A 4,363-nucleotide genomic window follows, 5' to 3' on the forward strand; every position below is an offset into this window, starting at 1 on the left:
CTCCGCGTCCGTGCACGAGCCGATCGACGGACTCACGATCTCCAACGGGCTCCGGCCGGGGCTCGCCGGATTCGCCAAGTCCCTGTCCGTGGAGCTCGGCCCGCGCGGTATCCGCGTGCTCGGCCTGCTCCCCGGCCGCATCTCCACCGACCGCATCCGCGAACTCGACGCGCTCGGCGGCGGCGACGTCGAGGAGAACCAGGCGCGCCGCACCGCCGCCATTCCGCTGCGCCGCTACGGCACCCCCGCCGAGTTCGGCCGCACCGCCGCCTTCCTGCTCTCGCCCGCCGCGTCGTACGTCAACGGCGTGATGCTGCCGGTGGACGGGGGCGCGCGGCACGGGTTCTAGCGCGTACGGGCCGGGGCGCGCGGCTCCAAGACGTCCGCCACGTCCGTCAGGACACCCGGCGCGCCCGGTGCCGTACCGCCCTGAGACGGACCTCGGCGGGCAGGCGGTCCAGGCCCGCCGAGGCGCGGGCGTGCTCCAGGGCCTCGGTGCGCAGCCGGTCCAGGGCCACCGCCGGTTCCGCGTGGGCTTCGAGGACCAGGCCCACGCGGGCGTGCGGCGCCGTGCGCCGGCCGCGCAGCGTCACATGGGCCCGGTCGACGCCGTCCAGGTCCTCCGCCTCGGCGGCCAGCGCGTCCTCCAGCGCCCGGCCGCGCAGCAGCGCGCCTTCGCCGTCGCCGCTGTCCACCAGCAGCTCGCGCAGCCGGCGCCGCCGCAGCTGCGCCAGCAGCCACCACAGGCACAGCAGCACCAGTACGGCCAGCACCGCGATGACCACCGGCCACCACCAGCCGTCCGACCGCCACTTGGTGCGGTCCGCGTCGCTCAGCAGCACGTCGTGGGGGCCGCTCCACGGCCACGACGAGGGCAGCGAGAAACCCCACCGGCGCGGCAGGTCCAGGCCGCCGATCAGCACGGCGGCGCCCAGCGCCACCAGCACCAGGCCCACGAGCCCGATCAGTACCCGGTTGACGGTCCTCAACACCGCGCGCTCACCTCTTCGCCGGTCGGCGTACGTGCACGGACAGGCCCGGCTGCCGCACCAGCCCCAGCTGGCGGATGCCGTCGGACAGCGCCGCGTCCAGGTCGCCGCGCACCTCGTCCACGTCCCTGAAATGCGACTGCGCCCGCGCCTTGACCCGCCGTCGGCCGACGTCCACCCGCACCGACTGCACCCCGGCGACCTCCATCGCCCGGTCCCGCAGCACGAGGGAAGCCGCGGCGCGGTCCAGCCCGGCCCGTACGCCGTCGGCCCGCCGCATCGGCAGCGACCTGCGCAGGCCCGGCGTCAGGGCGAGCACCAGCAGCCACAGCCCCAGCACCATGGCGATCGCCGCCCCGGCGACGACCCAGCCGTGTTCGAGGTGACGGGTCGCCAGCTGGTCCGCGAGCCAGTGGCGCCACCGCATCGCGGGGCGGTCCGCCCGTACGGCCGCCACGTCGTAGAGGAACAGCCCGGCGGCGCCCAGCAGCACCAGGGCGGCCAGCACGGCCGGCACCCGCCGCGTGGACCAGAACCGCCCGGCCCGGCCGCCGTCCGGACCGCCCGCCTCCGGGGCCGCCACGTCGCCCGGCCGCCCGGTGTGCCCGGCCTCTGTCGCGCCCGACGCCTTCTCCAGGATCGGCGAACTGCGCGTACCCGGTTCGCTGTCGCTCATCGCACCCTTCCCTGGCCAGCGCGCTGGAGCTGCGGCGAGTGCAGCCGCTCCACGGTGACCGCGACCTCGGGCACCTCCATGCCCGTCAGCGTCCGCACCCGCTCGGCGACGCGGCGGCGCACCGCGCCGCACTGCGCGCCGATGTCGGACGGATAGCCGAGCTCCACGGAGACCCGCACCCGCGCCGTCATCTCCCGCACGGCCACGGCCGCGTGCGGGACGTCCGCCGCGCCGTCGGCCGCCGGTCCGGCCAGCGCCTCGCGCGCCGCCTGCGAGGCGATCTTCGATACGACCCGGTCCGCGATGCGCGTCGCACCGCGCTCAGCCGGCTCCACCGTGCCCCCTCACCGCGCGCTCCCGCTCCGCTCCGGATACGGTCCCACGCACCGTCACCGCCGGCGTCCGTCACGCTCACGCGTGCGGAAGAAGTCGCCCGGCTCCAGATCGCCGTCCAGGAACCGGCCGGCCACGAACCCGATGGCGCCCAGGGCCGCCACCAGCAGAAAGGCTCCGAACCCGCCGAAGTACCCGGCGAAGCCCAGCGCCATGCCCACGATCAGACCGACCACGGCCATGCTCATCCTGTGCTCCTTCTACTGGAGCCTCGGCTCCGGCTCGTCCTCTTCTTCGTCCGGCAACTTCACATCGCTCACCGCGATATTGACCTCGACCACTTCGAGGCCGGTCATCCGCTCGACCCCGGAGACCACGTTCTCCCGCACGGAGCGCGCCACGTCGGCGATCGACACGCCGTACTCGACCACGATCTCCAGATCGAGCGCCGTCTGCACCTCCCCCACTTCGGCCTTGACGCCACGCGTGACGGACTTGCCGCTGCCGGGCACCCGGTCCCGTACCGCGCCGAAGGTCCGTGAGAGACCACTACCCATCGCGTGCACGCCGACCACATCGCGGGCGGCCAGCCCGGCGATCTTCTCGACGACGCCGTCGGCGATGGTGGTCCGGCCCCGGTCGCCCGGCGCGCCGCCGCGCTTGCCGCCGGACCCGAGCGTCCTTCTGCCCTCGCCGCCCTGGTCCTGACCGGACGATCCGGACTTGTCGAACTGTGCCGTGTCGCTCATCGCCGTTCATCCCTTTCCGCGGGGAAGGAGCGGCCTGCCGCTCCTTTTGCCACCCTAAGGGCGATTCCGGCGTCCCGCTCCGGGGATACGTCAGCCGTGGCGCGTCACCCGCCGATCGGGTGGGCCGGTGCGGCAGGCTGGACGTACGGACGGACGAAGGGGCGACGGACACGTGGTCACGGACCGGTTGGCACAAGCGGTACGACAGCAGCTGAGCCTCGGCAGGGTGCTGCCGCTGGGCGGCCCGGCGGACGGCGCGTGGATCACGGAGCGCGCGGCGCGCGGCGTGCTGCGCCAAGCCGCTGACGCGCTGCCGGGCGTGCGCCTCGGCCGGCTCCGCATCGGGGCGAGCGACTCCGGGGCGACAGTGGAACGTTCAACGGCGGTGCCGCCTCCGCCGAGCGCCCTGCCGCCGGGGCCGCTGGGCGTCGAGGCCCGCTTCGCGGCCACGGCCGACCAGCCGCTGCCCACGACGGCCGGGCTGCTCCGCGACACCCTCCGGGCGACGGCGGTGGACCGTCTCGGGCTGGCCGTGGACACGGTGGACCTGCACATCACGTCGCTGTTCGACGACGAGGCCGAGGCCGAGGCCGCTGTCGCGGAGGAAGCCGAGGACCCGGCGGCGTCCGCGAGCCCGTACGCCCCCGGCGACGCCCCGTCAGGCGCCCATACGGAGACCGGCGCCGTCGAAGACGCGGCGCGCGGCGTCCCCGGCGTCACCCGACTGGCCCCGGCCCTCGGCGGCCCGGCCGCCCACGCCGTACGGATCGAGGACCACGCGGCGGAGGGACGCCACGTACAGGTCCAACTCGCCGTCGGCGCGGACCGGCGGGCGTTGGACGTGGCACTGGCCGTACGCGCGGCGGTGGCCGAAGCCCTGGCACCGCGCGCCACCAGCCCGGTCACGGTCGCCGTGCTCGTCACGGCGGTGGACACCGCCGAGGACTGAGCCAGTCCGAGTCAGCCGGAGTCAGCCGGAGTCGGCCCGAGCCAGTCCGAGCCGGTCCGAGTCAGTCCGACAAGCCCGCCAGATCGCGCAGCCTGCGCCCCTGCGCCGCGCGCTCCGCCGCGTGCTGCTGCTCGTACGTGCGTCCGCCGGCGTCGCGCAGCAGCGCCTTGGTCTCGATGACGGCGTCGCGCGGGGCCGCGAGGAGGGCCGCGGCCAGGTCCGCGACGGCGGCGTCGAGGTCGGCGGCGGGGACGACGAGGTTGGCGAGGCCGGTGCGTTCGGCCTCGTCGGCGTGGACGAACCGGCCCGTGGCGCAGATCTCCAGCGCGCGGGCGTAGCCGACCAGGGAGACGAGCGGCTTGGTGCCGGTGAGGTCGGGCACCAGGCCGAGGCTCGTCTCGCGCATCGCGAACTGCGCGTCGTCGGCGCAGACGCGCAGGTCGCAGGCGAGGGCGAGTTGGAAACCGGCGCCGATCGCGTGCCCCTGGACGGCGGCGATGGAGACGAGGTCGTTCCGCCGCCACCAGGTGAACGCCTCCTGGTACTCGGCGATGGCCGCGTCGAGTTCGCTCTCCGGGCGGCGCGCCAGATCGAGGAAGGACGGCTCGCCGTCGAAGCCCTCGGGGGTGAACGCCTGCCGGTCGAGGCCCGCGGAGAAGGACTTGCC

At 75.2% G+C, this 4,363-nt stretch carries 8 protein-coding genes; 2 read left to right on the forward strand and 6 right to left on the reverse strand.

Translation table 11 applies throughout. The features are described 5' to 3' along the window. On the forward strand, positions 1-349 hold a 349-nt coding region (locus ACFU99_RS34750; RefSeq protein ID WP_384399907.1), incomplete at its 5' end, for an SDR family oxidoreductase. Positions 350-395: 46 nt separating this feature from the next. On the opposite strand, the gene amaP is transcribed toward ACFU99_RS34750, so the two are convergent. From amaP to ACFU99_RS34775, 5 genes are read right to left on the reverse strand one after another with little or no spacing between them, the layout of a single operon-like run. After that, positions 396-992: an alkaline shock response membrane anchor protein AmaP gene (gene amaP / locus ACFU99_RS34755; protein WP_384399910.1), complete on the reverse strand. Its 597-nt coding sequence runs from the start codon at positions 990-992 to the stop codon at positions 396-398. Between the two features lie 7 nt (positions 993-999). Further along, positions 1,000-1,665 carry a DUF6286 domain-containing protein gene (locus ACFU99_RS34760; RefSeq protein WP_384399913.1) on the reverse strand — a complete coding sequence of 222 codons (666 nt, stop codon included), beginning with the start codon at positions 1,663-1,665 and terminating at the stop codon, positions 1,000-1,002. Continuing rightward, complete coding sequence (locus ACFU99_RS34765; RefSeq protein WP_384399916.1) at positions 1,662-2,000, reverse strand: Asp23/Gls24 family envelope stress response protein; 339 nt, start codon at positions 1,998-2,000, stop codon at positions 1,662-1,664. The genes ACFU99_RS34760 and ACFU99_RS34765 overlap by 4 nt, the downstream gene beginning before the upstream one ends. A 54-nt stretch (positions 2,001-2,054) precedes the next feature. Further along, on the reverse strand, positions 2,055-2,246 hold the full coding sequence (locus ACFU99_RS34770) for a hypothetical protein (protein ID WP_030889278.1): 192 nt from the start codon (positions 2,244-2,246) through the stop codon (positions 2,055-2,057). Positions 2,247-2,258: 12 nt separating this feature from the next. Beyond that, a complete protein-coding gene (locus ACFU99_RS34775; protein WP_384399919.1) occupies positions 2,259-2,747 on the reverse strand; it encodes an Asp23/Gls24 family envelope stress response protein in 489 nt (162 codons plus the stop codon). Between the two features lie 172 nt (positions 2,748-2,919). Between ACFU99_RS34775 and ACFU99_RS34780 the strand changes: the two genes are divergently transcribed. Continuing rightward, positions 2,920-3,696: a hypothetical protein gene (locus tag ACFU99_RS34780; protein WP_384399921.1), complete on the forward strand. Its 777-nt coding sequence runs from the start codon at positions 2,920-2,922 to the stop codon at positions 3,694-3,696. A 61-nt stretch (positions 3,697-3,757) separates the two neighbouring features. On the opposite strand, the gene ACFU99_RS34785 is transcribed toward ACFU99_RS34780, so the two are convergent. After that, a partial coding sequence (locus ACFU99_RS34785) for an enoyl-CoA hydratase/isomerase family protein (protein ID WP_384399924.1) occupies positions 3,758-4,363 on the reverse strand: 606 nt, incomplete at its 5' end.

It is taken from the genome of Streptomyces sp. NPDC057654 (assembly GCF_042800135.1).
Lineage (GTDB): Bacteria > Actinomycetota > Actinomycetes > Streptomycetales > Streptomycetaceae > Streptomyces.

Coding starts and splice junctions, on each gene's coding strand:
- ACFU99_RS34760 (WP_384399913.1), bottom strand. CDS start 1,665: ATGAGCGACAGCGAACCGGGTACGCGCAGTTCGCCGATCCTGGAGAAG.
- ACFU99_RS34770 (WP_030889278.1), bottom strand. CDS start 2,246: ATGAGCATGGCCGTGGTCGGTCTGATCGTGGGCATGGCGCTGGGCTTC.
- ACFU99_RS34775 (WP_384399919.1), bottom strand. CDS start 2,747: ATGAGCGACACGGCACAGTTCGACAAGTCCGGATCGTCCGGTCAGGAC.